Below are 22,426 nucleotides of genomic sequence, written 5' to 3' on the forward strand. Positions count from 1 at the left end.
CTTATTTGCTCAATTCATCAATGATTTCATCCACCTTTTCTTTCGTTAGGTGCATATAATATTTCTCGCGGATTTGGAATACAGGACCCCAACCGCAGGCAGCTAAACATTCTACTTCTTTAATGGTAAACTTGCCATCTTTCGTCGTTTCGCCGGTGTTAATTTTCAAACGCTTCTTCAAGTGATCGTATACTTCCACGCCACCCATTAAGCAACAAGGACCTGTACGACAATACTCAATCACGTGCTCTCCTACCGGCTCCAAGTGGAACATTGTGTAGAAAGAAGCTACCTCGTATACCTCGATAGGGGAAATGGAAAGTAGAGAAGCTACATAATCCATCACCTCAGGCGAGCACCATTTCCACTCGGCTTGCGCTAAGTGAAGAATAGGCAACAAAGCCGACTTCTGCTTTCCTTCCGGATAGCGGGCGATAATTTTTTTCACTAATTCCAGCGTTTCAGCTGGGAAAACAATCTTGCTCATGTCTTAAGTATCTAACTCTCCTGCAATTACGTTCATGGATGACATCGTTACGATCGCATCCGAAAGGGTGGTTCCCTTGATCATCTCTGGGAAAGCCTGGTAATATATAAATCCGGGACGACGGAATTTCAAACGGTACGGTGTACGACCCCCATCTGAAATTAAGTGGAAACCTAATTCCCCGTTTCCGCCTTCCACTGAATGATAAACCTCACCTACTGGTGCATCGATCTCTCCCATCACAATTTTGAAGTGGTAGATCAAGGCCTCCATGTTCTGGTAGACGTCTTGTTTTTTCGGTAAATAATAGTGTGGTGCATCCGCGTGGTAAGATCCTTCTGGAAGGTTATCCATCGCCTGTTGGATGATGCGTAAACTTTGCCACATCTCCTCTTCACGCACAAGGAAACGATCGTAGGTATCACCTTTCGTTCCTACCGGCACGTCGAATTCGAAATCTTCGTAAGAAGAATACGGGTTCATGGCACGTACATCGTAATCTACACCGGCAGCACGTAAGTTAGGACCTGTGAATCCGTAGTTTAATGCGCGCTCAGCTGAAATACCTCCTACGTTTTGAGTACGATCCATGAAGATACGGTTACGCATCACCATGCCCTCAAATTCTTTCAAAGCCGCTGGAAGTTCTTTTAATAATTTTTGGATTTTTTCGATCGCTACAGGCGTAAAATCACGCTCCATACCACCGAAACGACCCATATTTGTCGTTAGACGTGCACCGCACATCTCCTCGTAAATCTCATAAATGAACTCTCTCCATTGGTATACATACAAGAAACCTGTTAAGGCTCCGGTATCTACCGCTAGAATCGAGTTACAAACGATATGGTCCGTTAAACGCGCTAGCTCCATCATGATCACACGCATGTATTGCGCACGCTTTGGAACCTCAATCCCTAACAATTTCTCCACCGTCATGTGCCAGCCCATATTATTAATAGGAGCTGAACAGTAGTTCATACGGTCAGTTAAAGTCGTGATTTGGTAGAAAGGACGACGCTCTGCGATCTTTTCGAAAGCACGGTGAATATATCCTACCGTTTGCTCCGCATCCACAATCGTTTCGCCATCCATCGTTAAGATGTTTTGGAAAATACCGTGGGTAGCCGGGTGCGTTGGACCTAAGTTTAACGTAGACAATTCATTCACATAAGGTCCCCCTTTTTGTGTTTTATCTAGACCTACATTAGGATTATTTACTAAAGCTATTTCAGACATGTCTTTTTATTATCGTCCAAACAATTCATCAATCTTATCGTGACGCGTCGCATCCTCTAACGGATATTCTTTACGCATCGGGTGGTAATCCATCTCATCCATATTCAGGATACGGGTCAAATTAGGATGACCTTCGAAGATGATACCATAAAAATCAAACGCCTCGCGCTCCATCCAGTTTGCCGTGGCAAAAAGGCCCGTAATCGTAGGGAAATTAGGTGCTTCGATAGGCGCATAAGCCTTAATCCAAAGACGCACATTGTTTTCCAACGAGTGCAAGTGGTAAATCACTCCTAACTCTTGACCCTTTGCGTCAGGAAAATGAATCCCGGCTAAATCAGTCAAAAACTGGAACTTGAAAATGGGATGTGCATATAAAAAGTGGATCATAGGAACGATATTCTCAACCGCCGTCGTCACCTGCAAAATGCCGTGAGACTCCCCTATACCATATACACCCTCCTCACCAAACTGCGCTTGAAGCGCTTCGATTATTTGATCGTTCATATCTTATTCGATTCCGTATGAAGCTAATAGAGCCTTATACTCCGGCTCATTTCTACGACGCGTGCTCTCTTTCTTCGCTAATTCTTGGATCTGCATAAAGCCATCCAAAATTTGCTCCGGACGTGGCGGGCAACCCGGCACATATACGTCCACTGGAATAATGCGGTCAATACCTTGAAGTACCGAATAGGTATCAAAAATACCCCCAGAACAAGCACAAGCACCCACTGACAATACCCAACGAGGCTCAGCCATCTGTAAATACACTTGCTTCACTACCGGTGCCATCTTCTTGGAAATCGTTCCCATTACCATCAATACGTCCGCTTGACGCGCTGAAAAACTTAAACGTTCCGCTCCAAAACGACCAATATCATAATGAGATGCCATAGTCGACATAAACTCGATACCGCAGCAAGAAGTAGCGAAAGGCAATGGCCATAGCGAGTTAGCTCTCGCCAATCCCACTAAATTATCTAATGACGTAGCAAAAAAACCTGCTCCCTCGATTCCTGGAGGTGCTTCAGCAACACTAATAGTTGAATTACTCATATCTTTTTATCTGATGATTGATAAACAAAGGCAAAGCCTGATTGTTTATTTCTCCCACTTTAAAATTCCTTTTTTCAATACGTATAGAAAGCCCACTAAAAGCAAGCCCATGAAGACTAACATTTCATAGAAACCTGTCCATGATAATTGTTTGAAATTCACTGCCCATGGATACATGAAGACGATTTCTATATCAAATAGCACAAAAAGAATGGCTACTAGAAAATACTTAACTGAAATAGGCGTACGCGCATCACCGATCGACTCGATACCACATTCAAAAGCATCGTCTTTCTTTTTCGAATGTCTTTTAGGGCCTAATGAGTGAGTAGCTACCATAGTAGCGACGATAAATGCCAAAGCAGCTGCTAGCTGAACAAAAATAGGAAGGAAATCCTGAGGTTGATAGTTCATTACGAAGGCTTAAAATTCAAGCCGCAATTTACAGCTAAAAATCCAAATCTGGGAGAAAAATTCAGAAAAGGATTTAATTATTTCAGAAATTTCGTGTAATTTTGTCCTGCAAATAAGGGCACTCATTCAACACCCGGTTCAAATTATTTGCTATGCTTGATTCCAACAAATTTCTTTTCGAAGCTTTAACGTACGATGACGTGCTTTTGCTTCCCGCTTATTCCGAGGTTTTACCCCGTGAAGTAAGTACTTCATCCCGCCTTACGCGTAACATTACGTTAAATATTCCGATCGTTTCCGCAGCCATGGACACGGTAACGGAAGCTGATTTAGCCATTGCTTTAGCGCAAGAAGGTGGCATAGGAATCATCCACAAGAACATGACGATTGCCCAGCAAGCCGCTCAAGTTCGCAAGGTAAAGCGTTCTGAATCAGGGATGATCATCGACCCGGTGACCTTGAAAGACAATTCCACTTTAGGCGATGCACAACGTATCATGAAGGAATTCAAGATCGGAGGCATTCCAGTGATCGACAATGACGAGAAATTAGTGGGGATTTTGACGAACCGTGATTTACGTTTCCAAAAGCAAACTGCTCGTCCTGTGAAGGAGATCATGACGAAGGATAATTTGATTACGGCCAAAGAAGGAATCAGCATGGAAGAGGCCGAAAGCATTTTACAAGAATTTAAAATCGAAAAATTACCCATCATCGACAAGAACGGGAAATTGATCGGTTTGATTACATACAAAGATATTTTGAAGCGTAAGTCGCACCCGTTGGCATCGAAAGATTCCTTAGGACGTCTTCGCGTAGGTGCTGCGGTAGGTGTAACACCTGATTTATTAGACCGCGTGCAGGCTTTAGTGCAAGTTGGCGTTGACGTAATCAGTATCGATACGGCTCACGGTCACTCGAAAGGAGTAATCGACGCCTTGAAATCGGTGAAGAAAGCATTCCCTACTTTAGATGTTATCGTAGGAAATATCGCCACAGGTGAAGCTGCGGTTGCCCTAGCAGAAGCAGGTGCGGATGCAGTGAAAGTGGGTGTAGGTCCTGGAAGTATTTGTACGACGCGTATTATTGCCGGTGTGGGTATGCCACAGTTGACGGCGGTGTATGAGGCGGCCAAAGCTTTGGAAAAATACGACGTCCCTGTCATCGCTGATGGCGGTATTCGTTATTCAGGTGATGTGGCAAAAGCCATCGCAGGCGGCGCAAGCACCGTGATGATGGGTTCACTTTTAGCTGGAACCGACGAAGCACCAGGTGAAATGATCATTTTAGAAGGACGTAAATTCAAATCATACCGCGGAATGGGCTCCTTAGAGGCCATGGAAGATGGATCGAAAGACCGCTACTTCCAAGATGCAGAAGACGATATCAAAAAATTAGTACCCGAGGGAATCGTAGGTCGCGTACCATTCAAAGGTTCCGTAACTGAGATTTTATACCAAATGGTCGGTGGCTTAAAAGCCGGCATGGGCTACTGCGGAGCTTCAACCATCGAAGCGATGCAACAAGCGAAGTTTGTGAAAATCACTTCAGCAGGTGTGAAAGAAAGTCACCCACACGACGTGAGCATCTCGAAAGAAGCGCCTAACTATTCGGCAAAATAAGTTTTTAGTTTATTCGTAAAAAAGGCCTCGCAAATCGCAAGGCCTTTTTTTATTTGTAATTCTGAACCGTGTCTACGAAACACTGCACCTTATCCGGATCAATATCGGGATAAACCCCATGTCCTAAGTTTGCAATGTAACGCTGCGTCCCAAACTGATCGATCATCTTTTTCGTCTCCGCTTCCACCGTCTTGAAGTCGCCATACAACGCACAAGGATCTAGATTACCTTGTAAAGTCTTGTTAGGACCCACCAGCTTTCTCGATTCCGCGATATCCATATTCCAGTCCAAACCGATTGTCGCACAATTTAGCGCAGCCATCTCTTCGCGAGCGAAGAAAGCCCCTTTCGCGAAAAGCGTTACCGGAACTTCTGTCACGGAATCACAAATCTGCTTCAAATAAGGCGTCGAAAACACCGAATATTGCGCCGGCGATAGAATGCCAGCCCAGGAATCAAAGATTTGGACTAAATTAGCTCCGGCCGCTACCTGTGCTTTCAAATACGAAATCGTCGAATCCGTAATCTTTTGTAATAAAGCATGCGCTAACTCAGGCTCGGCATATAACATCTTTTTGGCCTGCGAAAAAGTCTTCGACCCTCGGCCCTCGACCATATAACAGAAAATCGTGAACGGCGCACCCGCAAATCCGATTAACGGAACCTTGCCAGCCAGCTCTTTCTTCACGATCTTAATCGCATCTAATACATATTTCAAATCCTCTTCCGGATTCGCCTCTCTAATTTTTGCTAAATCAGCTTTCGACCGAATCACCTCCGGAAAAACTGGCCCCTTCTGCTCCTCCATCACATAGGGCAAACCCATCGCCTCCGGAACCACTAGAATATCTGAAAAGATAATCGCCGCATCCACCCCAAAACGCGTTACCGGCTGAATCGTCACCTCCGCCGCCATCTCTGGATGCGTCGCCAGCCCAATAAAGGACCCCGCCTTCGCTCTCAATTCTCTATATTCAGGTAAAATTCTCCCTGCCTGACGCATCACCCAAACGGGAATTCGCTCCACAGGCAGACCCTGCGCGGCACGAAGAAGAAGATCGTTTTGTATTTTTTCCATATGCTAATTCGAGCTGCAAAGATAGGGAAAAAAGTCACTAGTCGCTAGTCACTAGCGACTAGCGACTAGCGACTAGCGACTATTTTCCTTACCTTTGTCCCTCATCATCACCCGCCCTATGGCTCAGATTAACGCTAAATTTGTTACTAGTAACACCGATTTTAAGAATTGCCCGCCGGCGAAATTCCCTGAATTTGCCTTTATTGGCCGATCGAATGTGGGGAAATCGTCGCTGATAAATTCGTTGACCTTTCATAAGGGTTTGGCGAAAACGTCTCAGACTCCGGGAAAGACGCAATTGATTAACCACTTTATTATTGATGAGAAGTGGTATTTAGTGGATTTACCTGGTTATGGTTTTGCCAAAGTCAGCAAGGAGAAGCGCAAGGAATTTGAGAAGATGATCTTCGATTATTTGATCCATCGGGAGAATCTAACGTGTTTGTTTGTGCTAGTGGATATTCGTTTGAAGCCGCAAGCGGTAGATATTGAGTTTATGAGCCGAATGGTAGAGGATGAAATTCCATTCTATATCGTCTTTACGAAGTCGGATAAATTATCCCAAAAGCAAGTGAATGAGAGTGTCGAGCTTTATAAGAATTTCTTGTTAGAGATGTGGGATGAACTGCCTCCGTTGTTTATTACGTCGGCGGAGAAGCACGTTGGACGCGAGGATATTTTAAAGTCCATCGATGAATTAATTAAGACATCCCCTTACAGAATAGGGAAATAATACTAATTTTGCCCCCATAACAATCGAAAAAACATGGATTTATTGAATGAAGTTGCCCATATCTCGGGAAAAAGTGGATTGTACAAAGTGTTAAAGCCTACGCGCACGGGAGTGATTGTGGAGACTTTGGACGCAGCAAAACAAAAATCAGTTGTAGGTGGTCAAACACGTATTTCGGTATTAAAAGACATCTCTTTGTACCTAGATGATCACCAAGACAGCACTTTACCGTTAGCCGACTTATTCTTACAAATCCACGCTAAATTCAATGGCGTTTTACCTATCGAGGCAAAGAAAGCAAGTGATGCGGAGTTATTTAGCACCCTAGCAACTGTTGTTCCTAACTACGATACGGATCGCGTATTTGCATCAGATATCAAAAAAATCTTAAGCTGGTATTTAATTTTGGTGGCAAACACGCCTGAATTATTCCCTGCTGCAGCGAAGGCAGAGAAAGCCGAAAAAGCTCCTAAAGCGGAGAAAGCTCCAGCGGAGAAAGCAGAAAAAAAGCCTGCTGCGAAAAAAGCAGCAAAATAAGCACATGCAGATTCGGCCCATTGAACCAGGTGATAACGTAGAATTGGCGAAGGTCATTCGGGCGGCACTGACGGAATTTGGGGCAAACAAACCGGGAACGGTCTATTTTGATCCGACCACGGATGCTTTGTGTGAGCTTTTCAGAACTCCTGGATCCTATTATTTTGTAGCCACCATTGACCATAAAGTGGTAGGTGGTTGTGGCATATTCCCGACCGATAATTTACCGGAAGGAACTTGTGAGCTTGTGAAATTGTATGTGGCCAAAGAAGCCAGAGGCACAGGACTAGGCAAGCAATTGATGGAAAAATCGATGAGCTGGGCAAAATCACATGGGTATACCCAGGTATATTTAGAATCGATGCCCGAACTGACAAAAGCTATTTCGATTTACGAAAAAGTTGGATTCAAATCGCTCGATGGACCTTTAGGGAATAGCGGTCATTGTGGCTGCGATATTTGGATGTTGAAAGAGTTATAAAACAAAAAAGCCTTCGAATTTCTTCGAAGGCTTTTTTATGCAATCAGCTAACTTATTTCAACGAGTTAATGTACTTCGCTAATTTAACGGCATCATCCTTAGGTACATTCATTGGAGCCATTGGAGGGTAACCAGGCCAGTTAGATGGCTGAGGCTTCGCAATTAAAGCAACAATTTTATCGACTGAATACTTCTTCTTAGCTACATCTTTGTAAGCCGGGCCTACTAAACGAGCGTCCACTTTGTGGCAAGCGAAGCAAGTATATTTTGTCATTAATGGTTTGATGTCTGCTGGAAAATCTTCCGCTTTTGCTTGAAAACCGAAAGCCATTGTTCCGAACACAAACGTTAAAATTAGTTTAGATATGTTTTTCATACGAGGTATTTGATTAATTATGTTACAAATAAAGGCATTAAAGCGTTATTATCCGAATTTATTTTGCTTGAATTGCATCGACTGCATTTCGCACACTGCCGTGTTTTTCCAAAAGTTCCGCAGCCACCTCATCACTCACTCCTGTCGCTTCTCGTACCATGCGGATCGCGCGCAACACTAACTTGTGATTACTTAACTGCATATCTACCATTTTGTTCCCCCGAACACGACCTAGCTGAATCATGACCGCAGTGGAAAGCATGTTCAAGACCAGTTTTTGGGCCGTACCTGACTTCATTCTTGTACTACCTGTCACATATTCTGGACCTACAATCACTTCAATCGGGTATTTTGCCTCTGCAGCCACCACACTTCCTCCGTTGCAAACTATGCAGCCCGTTAGAATTCCTCTTGCATTCGCATCACGCAATCCTCCCACCACATAAGGGGTTCGACCAGAGGCTGCAATTCCGATGACGGTGTCTAAGGTATCAATGCCATAGGCCTCCATGTCTAACCAAGCTTGTTTTTCATCATCCTCCGCATTCTCCACTGCTTTTCGAATCGCCGAATCTCCTCCCGCAATTAGACCGATCACCCAATCATGGGGTACGCCGTAAGTGGGTGGACATTCGGACGCATCGACAACGCCTAAACGTCCAGAAGTACCGGCACCAATGTAAAAAAGACGACCGCCTTGCTTCATGCGCTTCACGATTTCATGCACAAGTGGCTCGATGGCTGGAATAACTTTTTCCACCGCTAGTGGCACGGTTTTGTCTTCCGCATTGATTTGGCGTAAGATGGTGTCGACCGTCTGTTTTTCTAAATCTTGGTAGGTCGAGGATGATTCCGTCGCTAAAGCACTTAAGTTTTCTGCCATCTTATTTCGATAATTCCGCGAAGTTTTGGAAGAAATGAGGAATCGTTTCTATCCCTTTGTAAAAATTAAATAGGCCATAATGCTCGTTAGGGGAGTGAATCGCATCTGAATCTAAGCCAAAACCCATCAAGATCGACTTAATTCCCAATTCTTTCTCGAACAAGGCCACAATCGGAATACTTCCACCTCCACGTGTAGGAACAGGTTCTTTTCCAAATGTCGTTGTCATCGCATCCGATGCCGCTTGAAAAGCAATACTGTCTGTCGGCATTAAATATCCTTCGCCACCATGGTGAGCGGTCACTTTAACCTTAACTCCTTTAGGTGCAATCGAAATAAAATGCTCTGTAAACAAACGAGTAATTTCAGCCGAAGACTGATTAGGCACTAATCGCATAGAGATTTTCGCGAAAGCCTTAGAAGGCAAAACCGTCTTCGCTCCTTCGCCTGTATAACCACCCCAAATTCCATTGACATCCAAGGTAGGGCGAATAGAAGCACGCTCTAACGTCGTGAAGCCTTTCTCCCCGTAAACGGTGTCGATACCTAAATCTTTTTGGTAAGCTTCTAAATCAAAAGGAGTCTGAGCCATCGCTGCTCTATCCGCCGCACTCACTTCCATTACTCCATCGTAAAATCCAGGAATCGTAATGTGATTGAACTCATCGTGCATGGACGAGATCATTTGGCATAAAATATTAATCGGATTCGCCACCGCACCACCATAAACACCTGAGTGTAAATCGCGGTTAGGCCCTTGCACTTCCACTTCCATGTAGCTCAAACCACGTAAACCAACATCAATCGACGGAATATCATTCGCAATAATGGCGGTATCAGAGATTAAAATCACATCTGCTTTTAGCAATTCCTTATTCGCCGCCACAAAGTTCCCCAGGTTATCTGAGCCCACTTCCTCTTCTCCCTCAATCATAAACTTCACATTGCAGGCTAAATTACCCGTAGCACACATGGCCTCGAATGCCTTCACGTGCATAAAAACCTGACCCTTATCATCACAAGCTCCACGCGCATATATCACGTCATCTTTAATCACGGGTTCGAAGGGAGGATTATCCCAAAGCTCCAAAGGATCCGCCGGCTGCACATCATAGTGCCCATAAACTAGCACTGTAGGAGCGGCAGGATCCACCATTTTCTCTCCATAAACAATCGGATACCCTGGTGTTTCTTCTAATCTCACGTGATCTGCACCCGCATTTCGAAGGTTCTCTGCTATCCACTCCGCTGCCTTTCTCACATCACCTGCATAAGCCGGGTCTGCTGAAATAGAAGGAATACGTAATAAGTCTAATAGCTCCGCTAAAAACCGATCCTTTTGGGAGGCGATAAATTCGTGTGTTGATTGCATAGTAAATGAAAATTTAAAGGCTTATAAACGGCCTTTTCGAGGAATAAGATACATCCGATTTTCCGTTCCTGAAATGATTCGCCCAATATTTTTACGGTGCGTAAATATCACTAAAAAGGAAATGATGAATCCGAAATAAATCAAAATAGGCAATTCCTTCCCAAATACCCCAAACTGAAGTAAGAGTGGAAATACCAACGAGGTTACCATCGAACCTAAAGATACGTAATGTGAAAACCCAAAGACCAATAGGAAGACCAAACTACTCACTAAAGCGGCCTGGGGATGAAGAGCAATGACCATTCCTAAGGTGGTAGCTACGCCTTTTCCTCCTTTAAAATCACAAAAAACGGGAAGTAAATGTCCAATAATGGCTAAGAAGCCGAATAAAATCTTCAGTGTTACGCAGGTTTGCCAATCCACTAAATTGAAAGTATATAAAACCGTGGCTAAGCTTGCTGCCGCAAATCCTTTCAAAGCATCCACAAACAACACGATGCTACCCGCTTTTTTACCTAGCACCCGGAAGGTGTTCGTCGCACCGGCATTTCCACTGCCATGCTGACGAATATCAATACCATGGTAACGGTCTCCATACCAAATTGCCGTCGGAATTGATCCTAACAGGTAACTTAATAAACTGAGCCCTACAAGTATTAAAAGCATATATTTTGGATTGGAACCTTGTAAATATAGGTCGCTGAGTTTACGAAATCAAACACATTAAAAATATTCTTGAAATGTTTAAATTTTCGTCTTTATAATGTTCTAAAAAGAGAAATTAACGGAGGCCATTAGCCTGAATTTTTGGGGATTACCGTGATCTAAATAGGTCAAACGATGAAAGGCCTGAACACGTAAAATCTTGAAAATATTGTCAATACCATAACCTACCTCAGCAAAAGGCTTATTCGGATCTAAGGAATCAAAGGCATATTGATCTAGGAATTTAGAGCGCAATGGGCTATTTACATCCCGCATAATCTCCTGATTCGCTGCCCGTTGACTTCCCATCAAAATATTACCTGAGGCAATTAATCTCCACTTCAATTTCTTGATAAGTGGGATGCGATTAAAGAGCAATCCATCGAAGTTATGATTGTATTGAATAGAGGCATAGCGATCACTCACAAATTCAAAATAGCTCATCGTGGAATACGCAGAGCGTACGAAAAAGAAAGTTTCGTTTCCTAAATGAGGAAACAACAAAGGAGCTGGTAAATTCGAAGGAGTATAACCCGCTGTAAAGGTGTAATCGGAGCGACCTAAGGATCCTACACGAAAGGTTTGATACGCTTTCAAGGTGAAGCGATCGTAGTTGAAATCACCTCCTAAAAATCCTTTGAAGCCATGCTGGTATTTAAATGTAACCACTGGAATACGCTTCGTTGCCAAAGTAATCCGCTCATTTCCATTCATGATGAACGTCTCGTTTTTCGCAAAACGCAACTCCACCGTCGCAAACGTTTCCTGGTAATAGTCTTGTACGGCAGATGCGCGGCCTAATTCCGGGTTCAAACGAAACTGAAAACGGAATAAAGGATCAAAGGACCGGGTATTCAGAGAGGTCGTAACCCGAAGACCTTTTGTGATTTCTGAGGAGAAAAATGCTTCAGATTCTCGTCTGAAAAATGCACCAGAAAACGCTCCCCAACGGGTGAAGGAATAAAACAACTTATTATCCCCAATAAGCTCAGGCGTTAAACCTACCCGCTCGATATCATAGGAATGTTTCAACCCAGCAACGGTCCACTTCTTTTTAGAGAAAAGATAGTTTACTTCTACGGCATATTTGGGAATTAAATCTTTTGTCCCGAATCCCACATTCCCGCGCAAAATCCAATGCTTATCGAAATTCGCATTGGTTCTAAAGCCTAGTCTAAAGCGAGCTCCTTCAATTTTATTGATGGCAAAACTAGAAACATAAGGACCGACTTCAATGTCATTAAACTTCTTGTAACCACTCAAAATAATCTCTGCAATCTCGACGTAAGTGCGAACTACGGGAAGGTTTTGGACGGAATCAATTAACGCAGACGCCATCAGATCTTGCGTGCTTAGTGGCTCGTGTCGCGCATTTTTCCAAAACTCCGGATTAGGCTGCATCGCATTCTCTGCCACTTCGGTCACTAAATCATAGAATCCCAGCTCGTGAGGTTTATTCACCACAAAATCCTTATTTGAAATGTACATCTTCAACAACATCCCCGCACTACCTTTCGTAATTTCTTCCAAGTCAATCAGGAAACGGGTGCGCGCTGGCAACCAGGCCCCAGAACTCGTTTGTTCTAATTCTTGTGAGATCTTAATCTTATCAATAAAATTCAAATTCGCTCCCTTGTCTACTGAAGCATCAATTTGAACTAAGGCAAAGGACGTGGTATCTACCCACATTTGGCCTCTGAAGACTAAATCCATCGGATTTTTAGGGTCAAAATCCAGCTGGTAGCACACGTGGCCATCCACATTCACGGTATCCCCGAGAAAGTAGCTATAATTCCCTTTCCAATTTTCCCCGATCGGACTGACAAAATCCTTACCGAAAAAGCCGACATAGTTTTGGTAGAAATTATAGTTAGCCACTAAATTTCCACCCACTAACTGAGAAATTAAGGATCCATCTTTTACACCTACCCCTTTAATATTCGTCTTATAAATTGCCTCTTTCTTGCGCTGAGGGCTTTCTAAATAATAGAACTTACCGACCGATTCTGATATGTAAGTAGGTATGATTAATTTACCATCCTCCCCTGCTATTTTCTCAAACTTCTTAATCGCCTGAGCGATATCCTTCATCACCTTTCTCTCCTTGAATTTCTCCGAGATATTGTCCACATCTAATTCCATCTTAGCGTAGGAATCATATTCGTAGGCGGTTAATTTCGAACGATCGTTCTTTTCTCTATTTTTAACGACTCCACGAAGTATTTTAAAAGCCGGATTTTCGCCTGAATAAACTTTTACTTCGGCCATTTCGCGACCCGTGGGCTCTAATTGAAAATCAACCTCTTGCCACTTAGCGGCTCTGGAAATTTTCTTTACACGTTTCTTATAACCGACAAAAGAAGCGAATAGACTATCGGCAGTATACTTAGAGTTTAAGGTAAATTCCCCTTGAAAATTAGTCGTCGTACCTTGACTCACACCCACGAATCCCACAGAGGCAAAAGGAATAGGATCCCCGTTTTTCGCATCAGTAATGCGACCTTTGATCACATATTGACCAAAAACCGGTAATACAGCGAACGACAAGAATAAAGCCAGCAAAATGCTGAATTTGAATTTCATCTAAGGGTTTTTATTGTGCAAACGTTACAAAAATAGCAAGCTAAACGAATTTTATGCTATTCGTCGGCACATTTCTGTATTTCGTCTAAGAAGATTTTGAATTTCTCCAACGCACGCGCCCGGTGGGCGATTTGATTCTTTTCTGACAAGGTCATTTCAGCGAAGGTTCTGTTTTCCTTTTCAGGCTGAAAAACAGGATCATATCCAAAACCTTGATTACCTCTCGGGGCCTCCACAATTTCTCCCCTTATTTCTCCTTCAAATTGATGGTAGACTCCTTGATGATGGTAGGTTAATACGGTCACAAAACGAGCTTTTCTTGTATCCTTTCCTTGTAGATTTTGCAACAGCAATTCCAGATTTGCTTGATCGTTTTTGGGCTCTCCCGCGTAACGAGCTGAATACACACCGGGAGCACCGCCTAAGCTATCAACTTCCAATCCAGAGTCATCTGCTAAGCAAGTGACCTGAAATTTTTCGGCGATATATTGCGCTTTTTGTAGGGAGTTTTCTGCTAAGGTGGATCCCGTCTCCGGAATCTCCTCGGTGAGGTTAAGTGTACTTAAATCACGAACCGTAAAGTGATCTTGAAGTAAAGAGCTAAGCTCCTCCACTTTGTGCTTATTTTGGGTCGCTAAATAAATAACTGGATGCATTATTGAGCTGAAACTACCTCGATTTCGAAGTACAATGGCGAATAACCCGGAATGGTGGAATTACCTGCGGTACCATAAGCGATGGTATAAGGCAAAATTGCTTTCGCTTTCTCACCCACTTTCATTTTCAGCACCGTCTCCTCGAAACCAGGGATTAATTGACCAGCGCCTGCCGTGAAGGTCAAGGTACCAGAACCGAATTTAGAATCATAAATCACCTTGTTGGTTGCATCTGTTTGGATATAACCATAGCCTAGACGACCTAGGTAGTTAAGCTTCACCAATTGTCCATTAACAACCGCAGCACCCGTTGGATTCTCTAGCGTTTTTTGGAAAACTAAACCTGAGGAGGTTTTCTCCGGAGCCGTAAATCCATACGTACTTTGCATGGCAGTTATTTGTTCTGTCTGGTTTTTAATCGAAAGCACTTCAACCTCTGCTTTGATAACCGAATAAGCCGGAACATTACCGAACGTATTTCCACCAAAAGCTAAAGAAGAGGGCAATAAAAAGGTACCCTTGTCCCCAGCTTTCATCAACGAAACAGGCAAAGTAAACATGCTTTGGGATACCCCGAAAATAATAGATTTCGATTGACTAGCTGATCGAGAGGTAGAATCCACGAAAGTTCCATCTAACAGACTTAGCTTGTAGTGCAAAGTCACTAAATCAGTGGCTGCAGGAGCAGTCGTAGCGCCAGAAGGAGTGATAGAATAATACATTCCATCTGCCGTTTTCGTGTAAGATAAGTTCCGTTGCTTTAGGTAATTTTGAATATCTGTATCATTCTTTGCTACCTCCTGCTCGACAGGATTATCTACAGAACAACTTGTGATACCGATCGCCAAAGCGAAAAATAAAACCACATACTTCAACATACTACTCAATTTTTGCAACGTAAATCTCGAAACTTAAGGGTGTATAACCTGGAATACTGGAGTTACCATTAACTCCATAACCTAAAGCTGATGGGAATACAATGACAGCCTTCTCTCCTAAACGCATTTTTTCGATGCCCATTTGAAAGCCAGGAACGGTTTGCGTTCCACCGACTGTAACACTTAAACTATCTGTGCGAGCCATGTTGCCATCAAAGGCTTTGGAACTTAAAAAACGGCCTGTGTATTTAATTTTAACAACTTTACCTTGTGCAGGGATATCTCCTGTACCGGCTTTCAAACGAATGTAACGAAGTCCATCGGCTTGGGATTCTGTTACCGTATAGCCATTCCGCGTAATAAATTCGCGAATCATATCGTCTTGCGTGCGGACCACATACGACTTAATCTTCACTTTCATAGGCGTATAGGCTGGCAAATCAGGAAACGCTTGAGCGGTACCTGGGATAACCATAGTAGCCTGCTCCCCTTCCCGCAAGGCGGTCATCAAGGTAACAAACACCGGGTTTCCAAAACCATAACGTAAAAAATAAGGAGAATTAGTCGCTCGGTTTGTACTATCAAGCACCTTACCTGTTGCCAAATTAGAAAACTCATAGTGTACATACAGCGAATCGCCTTTCGTCGCTAATTCTCCCGATGGATTCGATTTAGTCACGAAATAATAGCTCCCATCTGTTAAGCCAGATGGACTTTGATTTTGACTAGCAAAGTAGGCTAAAATCTGTGTTTCATTTTCTTTCGCTTTCACATCGTCCTCTAAAGCGATATCAGACAGGCATGAAAACGTAAAAAAGGCAATAAATAGGAATCCGAAAACTTTCATTCAATTATTTCTTAGACAATACTTCTAATTCAAATACTAAAATAGCATTTGCAGGGATACGAGGAGCAGCTCCTTGTGCACCATAACCTAACGCTGATGGGATCACAAAAGTACCTTTACCTCCTTTTTTCAATAACATTAATGCTTCGTTGAAGCCTGGAACTAATTGACCTACTGGAGGCAAAGCAACACCAGCACCTTTATCGAATTCTTTTCCATCTAGGAAAGTTCCGATGTAGTTTACTTCCCAAGACTCGCCCATTTGTGGCCCTTCACCAGCACCTGGGTTCGAAATAGAGGCATAAAGACCCGTTGAAGTTTTTGTAAACTTCTTACCTGAGTTCGCCACGTATGCCTCGATTAATTTTGCGTCTTTACCCGTTTGTTCTGCAGATAATTTCGTCATCTCTTTTTCGAATTCTGAACGAGATTGAGATTTCTTGATTTTTACGATGAAACGAACATCTGTACCACGCTTCAAGAATGGAGGAATTGCTTGGTTCGCATCTTTAAATAAGCTGTCTACTGGAACGAAGATCGTTGCACTATCTCCTACAGATAATAAACGTAAACCGTTCTCAAAAGAACCTTTAAATGAGCCTGCAGGCGCAGCTGGAGGTACTAAATCTTGTAATGGCTTACCTTCTTTGCGAGAATCCTTGATCGTAGAATCCGCGTCATTTTTGATCACTAAATCAAACGTAATGATGTCACCTTCTTTTAATTTAGCGGCGCTATCATCATGTTCGTGTTTTTGGATTTTAACTCCGTCTACTACTTCGACATTGTTACACGATGCTAGTGCCATTGCCGCTACTAAAATTACTGCTAGTTGTTTACGCATGATTTTTATTTTATAAATTTTTAACTCGATTTATTTCAGAAAGATACAAAGGTAACACTTCCATTAGTTTTTTCTTCGCCTCCACTAAACTTCCCCCAGAAAAACGTCCACCAGACGCATTTTTATGCCCACCACCTTCGAAATAAGTGGCTGCGAATGTGTTGACTGCAAAAGGCTCAATGGATCTAAAAGATAGCTTCACGCCATCTGGACGCTCTATCATCAAGATAGACCAGACACATCCCGTAATTTGCAAACCATAATTGACGATACCTTCCGTGTCTCCAGCTTGAGAATTAAATTTTGTTAAATCCTCCGCGGTGATCCACATAAAAGCTAAATGGTATTCGGGTAGGTATTCCATTCTTTGGCCTAACACATGACCGATAAACTTCAAGCGATCGATACTCGAAGAATCAAATACTTTGCGATGCACCTCATTTGTATTTACACCCAAATCAATCAAAGCCGCTACGACCGTGTGCACATGGGCTGTCGTATTCGGATGGCGAAAAGAACCGGTATCGGTCATAATCCCAGAATAAAGACAGGCACCGATCGACGCATCTAACAAATCCTGATCTCCCCATTCTAGAATTAAATCGTAGATTAATTCACAGGTAGAAGCTGCAATGGTACGGTGGTAATAATAATCACCAAAGTCCTCCGGATCTAAATGGTGATCAATTACCACCTTTTTTGCCCTCGACTTGCGCACCAGCGGCGCCATATTGTGCAAACGCTGGATGCCTGAAAAGTCCAAACAGAAAATAAAATCAGCTTCCTCCACTAGGGCATCGATTTGCAACTTGTGAACGAGCTCATCATAGGCTAAAATATCCTCCGCACCGAGCATCCATTTCAAATTCCCCGCTACTGCAGAAGGAACTGCCACGGTGGCATGAATCCCCTTTTTCGATAAATACCTTTGAAAAGCAAGCGTCGAACCGATCGCATCCGAATCCGGATTATAATGAGCGGTAATGACGACTTTCGTACCGGGAATAAGGAGTGATTTTAGCGCTGAGATGGAGGTCATAAAAAGGGAGGTGCCGTAAATAAATTTGGGCGAACGCAAAGTTAGAGATAAATTTGTTTAAAATTATGCCCATGTCAACAAATAGAACTTTCACTATGATTAAGCCGGATGCAGTCGCAGACGGTCACACAGGTCCCATCATTCAACAAATTGAAAAAGCCGGATATAAAATCATCGCCATCACTAAACTAAAAATGAGCCCAGAAATGGCAGGTCAGTTTTACGCAGTACACAGCGAGCGTCCTTTCTTCCAAAGTTTGTGCGACTACATGTCGAAGAGCGAGATTATTCCGATGATTTTGGAAAAAGAAAATGCGGTCGCTGATTTCCGTACATTCATCGGTTCCACGAATCCAGCTGAAGCAGCAGAAGGTACAATTAGAAAGCAGTTTGCTAAATCTTTAGAAGCAAACGCGATTCACGGATCTGATTCAGATGAGAATGCGGCTATCGAAGGCGCTTTCTTCTTCCCAGGAGTTTAACGGTGCTTGTAGAACAGGAATCCATTCTCTTCTTTTTGGAAAATCAAGTTCGGATGGTATTTGAACTTGTCCTCCGCATCCGCTTTCATGATAAAATAGGCAGGCCTATCCAGCTTTTTAGCCTCTAACAATACATCGCCCGCGGGACTTCCTGCGGGCTTTTGAAAATACAAGAGCTGGGCATAGGATTTGAATCCGACCGGTTCGATGTAGACTTTTTGGCCTACTTTCGCGATATAGAAATCAATCACCGTCGCTTGCGTATATCCCTCGATTTTAGGCACCACAATTGCCATATAAGCCATAATGGTGATCAGCGTAGCGGCAAACAAGGTGTGCAACTTCTTCGTAAATAAGAAATAAATCACGGCCAGGGCAAAAGCCACTCCGATCAAAAATTCCCATCCAGCCCAATACACCGGAGCTTGTAAATTTCCCTGAACGAATACGTCTTTGATATAAGGAGCAATGATGCCCGCGTTTTGGCCTATCAACGGAACCGCCGTTAAAACGGTGGCTAAGATTAATCCCACAAAACCGATAGCCGTTACATATTTCCAATTAAACCGAAATTCGCCGCACTGCCATTCCTGCAAAACCACCGCTGAGAAATAGGTCAAGGGTATCCAGCACATCGATGAATAATGCACAATCTTCGTCTTCACGATACTAAATAGAATCAAGACCACCCAAAACAAGACCTTCATCCAGTTCGAGAAATCATGCTCTTCCTTTTTAAGCCTAAACAATCTTGCCCCCGCCCAAATCGACACCGGAAAACAGCCGATCAACAAGACAACAAAATGGTAATAAAAAGGCTGACCATGTCCCGCATCACCCGTCGTTATCAAGCGCACCTGGTAGGTAAAGAAGTCTTCGATAATCTGCCAACCGAACTTGTAGGCAATCAAACCATACCAAGCAACGAAGAATAAAACGGAGATGAAACCTGCTATAACCGCTCCCGTGAAAAGCCGTCCAGTGACTTTCGAGCGGTAGAGGATTCCTACAACTAATAAAGTCAACGCCCACAGTAAAAGCGCCGCCGGCCCCTTTGTCAACAAGGCTAAACCAATAGCGATTCCGGCAAAAATAACATTTCTATATTTTGTCGAATCTTGAAAGAACTCCGAAAAGAAATAAACGCCCAGAAAAATCAATAGATTAAAAAGGGGATCAATGATCCCTGAACTCGCATACACATGAGGTGTGATCGCGACTAAATACGAGAAGGCCCAAAGATTACCAAAATTCGCACTCCATTGCTTTTTACCAATCGCATACAGGGTCCACAGCGTCAAAATGCCAATAACCGCGTTCGGGAAACGTGCCGCAAACTCCATCGAAATATCGGATTGTCCCGAAAACGAATCGAAGGCCATGAAACTCAAGGCCTGCAACCACAAAAACAAAGGAGGTTTCTCCCAAAAGGGTTGGAAATTGATTTGGACGCTTAAAAAATCCCCCGTCACAATCATCTCCCGCGCCGATTCCGCAAAATTCACCTCATCCCAATCGAACAGATGCGTCGAACCTAAAAACGGAATGTATACCGCCGCTCCGATGAAAGCCCAGAAAAGGTATGGTTTATTTTGAACTGCTTTTAGCATAGTTTATGTAATAAAAAAGATAAGAGGAGCTAGTTCCTAGAAAAGCTCCTACCAAAGTATCCACTGGAAAATGTTGAAATAAATAGACTCTCGAATAGGCTACTCCCACGGCTAAAATTCCCGCGATAAAACCCCAGTGAAAACGCTTTAAAAGCACCGCCACCCAAAAGAACATAAAAAAGGCTGCACCCGTGTGCCCAGAAGGCATCGAATTATATTCACTAATCATTAATCCTGAAACGATGTGCCATTTTATGCCTGAATGAGCAAAATAAGCTAATGGCCGTAAGGAACCCGAAAAAACAAAATGCTTCAAAAATTGAATCAAACCGGTAGACAAAGCATACGAATAAGCATAAGGAAGCGCAAATTCCTTCCGAAATCGGAATAGATAAATCAGAAACAAAACGGGCAAAACAACTTCTGCGATGGCTGTCAAGCCTTGAAAAAGAATGTCTGCAAAAGCATTGTTGGCCCCATTGATCAAAAGCAGCTGATCCAGGCGCTCAGTGGAGCCCACAAAAAACCAACCCACCACTTCGAATAAAATAAAAATCCCCAAAAAAGCTTTTAGGGCCGGACTCCAATGCTTCATGCTTCGAAATTACGAATTTGTTCAGCGCAACTATTGCTGTTTTCGAATATTTTCGTAATTTCGCATTCTTTTTTACCCAAGAGTGAAAATGAACGTACTAGAAGCATACCAGATACCGATACTTTCTTTAGAGGATAAAGTATACCAGTATTCCTTCACCGGGAACGAGGAATTTTTCGCTGCTTTCGAGCAGGAATGGGTTCAAAAGGGCGAATTTAACGCAAACGCGACGTTAGATAAATCGGCAACGATGATTCAGGTTAGACTGGTAATCGACGGCCATTTGAAATTAATTTGCGATCGGTCGAATGAGGAATTTGAATTCCCTATTCACCTAGATGAGAAGATTATTTATAAATATTCGGATCACAATGAAGACATGGGAGACAACTTGTTCTTGTTGGACAGAAAGTCGCCTAAATTAGATTTATCGCAAGATTTATTCGATTTCATTGCCTTGCAGGTGCCTATGAAGAAATTGCACCCTCGGTTTGTGAAACCACTTGAAGAGCATGTAGATGGCGAGTTGATTTATACAACAGACCCAGAAGATGATAAAAACGCCGATCAGGAGCCAGAAATGGATCCTAGATGGGCAGCATTAAAAAAATTAACAGACAATAATTAAATAACAATACAATGGCACATCCTAAAAGAAGACACTCAACTACTCGTCGTGATACTAGAAGAGCGCATGATTTCGGAACTCCTAAGCAATTAGCAGTAGACGGACAAACAGGCGAAACTCACCTTTATCACCGTGCTCACGTACATGAAGGTAACTTGTTCTACAAAGGAAAAATGATCGTAGAAGGATTCACGGTTAAGTAATTCCCTGGTAGACTGCAGCTTTACTCTATTTTTTCAGGAAAACTGAAAAAATCCCGTTAAAATGCTATTTTTTGACTAAATTTAATGCTATTTTTGCCAAAAGCTTTAGTAATTAAACATAATTAAATGAAAATAGCCGTTGATGTGATGGGTGGGGATTATGCCCCGGAAGCTGTAATTGAAGGAATACTTTTATCGTTACCAAGTCTTTCAAACGACGACACTATAGTAGCCGTAGGTCCTAAGGACACCATCGAGCAATTATTATCGAAACACGGGTATGCTGGCAAGCAAATTGCGATCATTCACGCGGATCAAGTAATTGAGATGGGAGAACATCCGACCAAGGCATTATCTCAAAAACCCAATTCCAGCATCGGAGTTGGGTTTCATCTTTTAAAAGAAGGCAAAGCAGACGTCTTTGCTTCTGCAGGAAATACCGGCGCTATGATGGTCGGATCTTTATTTTCTGTCAAAACCATCGAAGGTATTTCTCGCCCGGCAATCGCCGGTTTCGTTCCTCAAGAGGATGGCACCTACGCGTTGATGTTGGATATTGGCGCGAATGCAGATTGCAAGCCGGAGATGTTAGATCAATTTGCGGTATTAGGTTCGGTGTATTTTGAAGCCACTACGGGAAAGAAATCTCCACGCGTTGGTTTGATGAATATCGGTGAGGAAGAGCAAAAAGGAAATATCCTTTCGCTAGCGACCCATGCCCTTTTGAAAGAGAACAAGAAGATCAACTTCATTGGAAACTTAGAAGGTAAAGACTTCTTTAAGAATAAAGCAGACGTGATTGTAACGGATGGATTTACGGGAAACATTATTTTGAAAATGGGGGAATCTATCTACAAGATCATGAAGGACCAAGGAATCACGAATGACTTTGTCGAGAATACGAATTACGAAAAATACGGCGGTAGCCCGATCATCGGAATTAATGGGAATGTGATTATTGCACATGGGGCGTCGAGTCCTTTGGCAATACAAAACATGATCAAATTATGTAGATCCGTCGTAGAATCAGATGTTTGCGGAAAAATTAAGGCCGCCATCGAGAACCAATAATCAT

26 protein-coding genes are annotated in these 22,426 nt (G+C 43.0%); 8 read left to right on the top strand and 18 right to left on the bottom strand.

The genetic code is table 11. The features are described 5' to 3' along the window. Nucleotide 1 precedes the first annotated feature (1 nt). The 5 genes from V7S74_RS09380 to V7S74_RS09400 are packed head-to-tail and all read right to left on the bottom strand — an operon-like array spanning nucleotide 2 to nucleotide 3,199. Nucleotides 2-487 carry an NADH-quinone oxidoreductase subunit NuoE family protein gene (locus V7S74_RS09380; RefSeq protein WP_406778499.1) on the bottom strand — a complete coding sequence of 162 codons (486 nt, stop codon included), beginning with the start codon at nucleotides 485-487 and terminating at the stop codon, nucleotides 2-4. Nucleotides 488-490: 3 nt separating this feature from the next. Next, nucleotides 491-1,726, bottom strand: coding sequence for an NADH-quinone oxidoreductase subunit D (locus tag V7S74_RS09385; RefSeq protein ID WP_406778500.1), 1,236 nt, complete (start codon nucleotides 1,724-1,726; stop codon nucleotides 491-493). Nucleotides 1,727-1,735: 9 nt separating this feature from the next. Beyond that, nucleotides 1,736-2,233 (bottom strand): NADH-quinone oxidoreductase subunit C, encoded by a 498-nt coding sequence (locus V7S74_RS09390; protein ID WP_406778501.1) that lies wholly within the window; start codon nucleotides 2,231-2,233, stop codon nucleotides 1,736-1,738. Nucleotides 2,234-2,236: 3 nt separating this feature from the next. Further along, nucleotides 2,237-2,785, bottom strand: a complete 549-nt coding sequence (locus V7S74_RS09395; protein WP_406778502.1) for an NADH-quinone oxidoreductase subunit B — start codon at nucleotides 2,783-2,785, stop codon at nucleotides 2,237-2,239. Between the two features lie 45 nt (nucleotides 2,786-2,830). Further along, nucleotides 2,831-3,199 (bottom strand): NADH-quinone oxidoreductase subunit A, encoded by a 369-nt coding sequence (locus V7S74_RS09400; protein ID WP_406778503.1) that lies wholly within the window; start codon nucleotides 3,197-3,199, stop codon nucleotides 2,831-2,833. Nucleotides 3,200-3,351: 152 nt separating this feature from the next. Here V7S74_RS09400 and guaB point away from each other — a divergent pair, with 152 nt between their 5' ends. Continuing rightward, complete coding sequence (guaB, locus tag V7S74_RS09405; RefSeq protein ID WP_406778504.1) at nucleotides 3,352-4,821, top strand: IMP dehydrogenase; 1,470 nt, start codon at nucleotides 3,352-3,354, stop codon at nucleotides 4,819-4,821. Nucleotides 4,822-4,870: 49 nt separating this feature from the next. Here the strand turns inward: guaB and hemE are convergent, their stop codons facing one another. Beyond that, on the bottom strand, nucleotides 4,871-5,899 hold the full coding sequence (gene hemE, locus V7S74_RS09410; protein ID WP_406778505.1) for a uroporphyrinogen decarboxylase: 1,029 nt from the start codon (nucleotides 5,897-5,899) through the stop codon (nucleotides 4,871-4,873). Nucleotides 5,900-6,017: 118 nt separating this feature from the next. On the opposite strand from hemE, the gene yihA reads away from it, so the two are divergent. The 3 genes from yihA to V7S74_RS09425 are packed head-to-tail and all read left to right on the top strand — an operon-like array spanning nucleotide 6,018 to nucleotide 7,650. After that, the gene (yihA, locus tag V7S74_RS09415; RefSeq protein ID WP_406778506.1) at nucleotides 6,018-6,632 is read left to right on the top strand and encodes a ribosome biogenesis GTP-binding protein YihA/YsxC; all 615 of its coding nucleotides are present in this window, start codon (nucleotides 6,018-6,020) and stop codon (nucleotides 6,630-6,632) included. A gap of 33 nt (nucleotides 6,633-6,665) precedes the next feature. Further along, on the top strand, nucleotides 6,666-7,169 hold the full coding sequence (locus tag V7S74_RS09420; protein ID WP_406778507.1) for a DUF5606 family protein: 504 nt from the start codon (nucleotides 6,666-6,668) through the stop codon (nucleotides 7,167-7,169). Between the two features lie 4 nt (nucleotides 7,170-7,173). Continuing rightward, nucleotides 7,174-7,650, top strand: coding sequence for a GNAT family N-acetyltransferase (locus tag V7S74_RS09425; RefSeq protein WP_406778508.1), 477 nt, complete (start codon nucleotides 7,174-7,176; stop codon nucleotides 7,648-7,650). Between the two features lie 52 nt (nucleotides 7,651-7,702). Here the strand turns inward: V7S74_RS09425 and V7S74_RS09430 are convergent, their stop codons facing one another. From V7S74_RS09430 to V7S74_RS09475, 10 genes are all read right to left on the bottom strand, one after another. After that, a complete protein-coding gene (locus tag V7S74_RS09430; protein WP_406778509.1) occupies nucleotides 7,703-8,026 on the bottom strand; it encodes a c-type cytochrome in 324 nt (107 codons plus the stop codon). Nucleotides 8,027-8,084: 58 nt separating this feature from the next. Beyond that, nucleotides 8,085-8,909 (bottom strand): N-acetylmuramic acid 6-phosphate etherase, encoded by an 825-nt coding sequence (gene murQ / locus V7S74_RS09435; protein ID WP_406778510.1) that lies wholly within the window; start codon nucleotides 8,907-8,909, stop codon nucleotides 8,085-8,087. A gap of 1 nt (nucleotide 8,910) precedes the next feature. Continuing rightward, a complete protein-coding gene (locus tag V7S74_RS09440; protein ID WP_406778511.1) occupies nucleotides 8,911-10,281 on the bottom strand; it encodes a dipeptidase in 1,371 nt (456 codons plus the stop codon). A gap of 21 nt (nucleotides 10,282-10,302) precedes the next feature. Then, nucleotides 10,303-10,947 (bottom strand): glycerol-3-phosphate 1-O-acyltransferase PlsY, encoded by a 645-nt coding sequence (gene plsY / locus V7S74_RS09445; RefSeq protein WP_406778512.1) that lies wholly within the window; start codon nucleotides 10,945-10,947, stop codon nucleotides 10,303-10,305. A 102-nt stretch (nucleotides 10,948-11,049) separates the two neighbouring features. Continuing rightward, entirely contained in the window at nucleotides 11,050-13,569 is a 2,520-nt protein-coding gene (locus V7S74_RS09450) for a DUF5686 and carboxypeptidase-like regulatory domain-containing protein (RefSeq protein WP_406778513.1), read from the bottom strand. 56 nt (nucleotides 13,570-13,625) lie between these two features. Next, complete coding sequence (rdgB, locus tag V7S74_RS09455) at nucleotides 13,626-14,225, bottom strand: RdgB/HAM1 family non-canonical purine NTP pyrophosphatase (RefSeq protein ID WP_406778514.1); 600 nt, start codon at nucleotides 14,223-14,225, stop codon at nucleotides 13,626-13,628. Further along, on the bottom strand, nucleotides 14,225-15,103 hold the full coding sequence (locus V7S74_RS09460; protein WP_406778515.1) for an FKBP-type peptidyl-prolyl cis-trans isomerase: 879 nt from the start codon (nucleotides 15,101-15,103) through the stop codon (nucleotides 14,225-14,227). The genes rdgB and V7S74_RS09460 overlap by 1 nt, the downstream gene beginning before the upstream one ends. Before the next feature lies 1 nt (nucleotide 15,104). Beyond that, nucleotides 15,105-15,950, bottom strand: coding sequence for an FKBP-type peptidyl-prolyl cis-trans isomerase (locus tag V7S74_RS09465; protein WP_406778516.1), 846 nt, complete (start codon nucleotides 15,948-15,950; stop codon nucleotides 15,105-15,107). A gap of 4 nt (nucleotides 15,951-15,954) precedes the next feature. Beyond that, nucleotides 15,955-16,794: an FKBP-type peptidyl-prolyl cis-trans isomerase gene (locus V7S74_RS09470; RefSeq protein WP_406778517.1), complete on the bottom strand. Its 840-nt coding sequence runs from the start codon at nucleotides 16,792-16,794 to the stop codon at nucleotides 15,955-15,957. A gap of 10 nt (nucleotides 16,795-16,804) precedes the next feature. Continuing rightward, a complete protein-coding gene (locus V7S74_RS09475) occupies nucleotides 16,805-17,872 on the bottom strand; it encodes a DHH family phosphoesterase (protein ID WP_406778518.1) in 1,068 nt (355 codons plus the stop codon). 32 nt (nucleotides 17,873-17,904) lie between these two features. On the opposite strand from V7S74_RS09475, the gene V7S74_RS09480 reads away from it, so the two are divergent. After that, nucleotides 17,905-18,315: a nucleoside-diphosphate kinase gene (locus V7S74_RS09480; protein WP_406778519.1), complete on the top strand. Its 411-nt coding sequence runs from the start codon at nucleotides 17,905-17,907 to the stop codon at nucleotides 18,313-18,315. Here V7S74_RS09480 and V7S74_RS09485 read toward each other — a convergent pair. Both V7S74_RS09485 and V7S74_RS09490 read right to left on the bottom strand, forming a co-directional pair. Next, on the bottom strand, nucleotides 18,312-19,925 hold the full coding sequence (locus V7S74_RS09485) for an ArnT family glycosyltransferase (protein WP_406778520.1): 1,614 nt from the start codon (nucleotides 19,923-19,925) through the stop codon (nucleotides 18,312-18,314). The two genes, V7S74_RS09480 and V7S74_RS09485, sit on opposite strands and share 4 nt — an antisense overlap. Continuing rightward, a complete protein-coding gene (locus V7S74_RS09490; RefSeq protein ID WP_406778521.1) occupies nucleotides 19,903-20,520 on the bottom strand; it encodes a phosphatase PAP2 family protein in 618 nt (205 codons plus the stop codon). The genes V7S74_RS09485 and V7S74_RS09490 overlap by 23 nt, the downstream gene beginning before the upstream one ends. Nucleotides 20,521-20,608: 88 nt before the next feature. Here V7S74_RS09490 and V7S74_RS09495 point away from each other — a divergent pair, with 88 nt between their 5' ends. From V7S74_RS09495 to plsX, 3 genes are all read left to right on the top strand, one after another. Then, nucleotides 20,609-21,148: a YceD family protein gene (locus V7S74_RS09495; RefSeq protein ID WP_406778522.1), complete on the top strand. Its 540-nt coding sequence runs from the start codon at nucleotides 20,609-20,611 to the stop codon at nucleotides 21,146-21,148. Nucleotides 21,149-21,159: 11 nt separating this feature from the next. Then, entirely contained in the window at nucleotides 21,160-21,351 is a 192-nt protein-coding gene (rpmF, locus tag V7S74_RS09500; RefSeq protein ID WP_406778523.1) for a 50S ribosomal protein L32, read from the top strand. A 126-nt stretch (nucleotides 21,352-21,477) separates the two neighbouring features. Next, nucleotides 21,478-22,422 (top strand): phosphate acyltransferase PlsX, encoded by a 945-nt coding sequence (plsX, locus tag V7S74_RS09505; RefSeq protein WP_406778524.1) that lies wholly within the window; start codon nucleotides 21,478-21,480, stop codon nucleotides 22,420-22,422. Nucleotides 22,423-22,426 lie beyond the last annotated feature (4 nt).

The organism is Aquirufa novilacunae (genome assembly GCF_045310505.1).
In the GTDB taxonomy this organism is placed as follows: domain Bacteria; phylum Bacteroidota; class Bacteroidia; order Cytophagales; family Spirosomataceae; genus Aquirufa; species Aquirufa novilacunae.